The following is a 1,040-nucleotide window of genomic DNA, read 5'->3' on the forward strand; positions in this document are numbered from 1 at the left end:
GCCTGCTCTCCCGCGACCGCCCCGCCGACGGCATGAAGTACGACTACCAGGACGCCCCACCCGCGCTGGTCGCCCGCGCCCGCGCCATCGCCGACGTCTGCACCGCCCACGGCGCCACCCTCCCCGCCGCCGCCATCGCCTTCCCCCACACCCACCCCAGCGTCGTCAACGTCACCCTCGGGATGCGCAGCCCCGACCAGGTCGCGCGCAACGCCGAACTCCACCGACGGCACGTCCCCGAAGCCCTGTGGGACGACCTCCGCTCCAAGGGACTGATCAGGTCCGACGTGCCCCGCGCCGCCGACCGTGCGGGGAGTGCGCCGTGTCCCTGACGGACAAGGCCATCGAGAAGATCCGTGAGCTGATCCGCACCGGGGCCCTGCCCCCGGGATCGAAGCTGCCTCCGGAACCGGATCTGGCCGCGCAGCTCGGGCTGTCCCGCAACCTCGCCCGCGAAGCGGTCAAGGCGCTGTCCGTCGCGCGGGTCCTGGAGATCCGCAGGGGCGACGGCACCTACGTCACCAGCCTGCAGCCCAGTCTGCTGCTGGAGGGGCTCGGCGGAGTGGTGGAACTCCTGCAGAGCGACGCGGCGGCTCTGCAGGATCTGATGGAGGTGCGACGGCTTCTGGAGCCCATGGCCACCGCGCTCGCGGCCACCCGGATCACCGACGCCCAACTGGCTGAGGTCAAAGGCCACTTGGACGCGATGCGCGAGGCCCGCGACGACGTCGAGCAACTGAACGCGCACGACGCCGCCTTCCACCGTGCCGTCGTCGCCGCCGCCGGCAACGAGACCCTGCTCACCCTGCTGGAGAGCGTCTCCGGCCGCACACTGCGTGCCCGCATCTGGCGCGGGCGGACGGACGACCAGTCCGCGGGCCGCACCCTGGCCGAGCACGAGGCGATCCACCGGGCGCTGTGCAGCCGGGACGCCGCCCTCAGCCAGGCCGCCGCGCTGCTGCACGTGAGCACCACCGAGCGGTGGCTGAAGGAGCATCTGCGCGCCCACGGGCCGCTCGTCTCCGCCGCGCCCCCGCGGC

General features: G+C 73.5%; 1 protein-coding gene and 1 pseudogene. Both read left to right on the plus strand.

Going from position 1 to position 1,040, the window contains the following annotated elements:
- Positions 1-332: pseudogene (locus ABT300_RS44355) on the plus strand (aldo/keto reductase); the annotation flags it as partial.
- Positions 323-1,040 (plus strand): FadR/GntR family transcriptional regulator (locus tag ABT300_RS44360; RefSeq protein WP_351688918.1); only part of this gene is annotated, 718 nt, incomplete at its 3' end. The pseudogene ABT300_RS44355 and the gene ABT300_RS44360, both read left to right, overlap by 10 nt.

Source organism: Streptomyces sp. NPDC001027 (assembly GCF_040299045.1).
GTDB lineage: Bacteria > Actinomycetota > Actinomycetes > Streptomycetales > Streptomycetaceae > Streptomyces.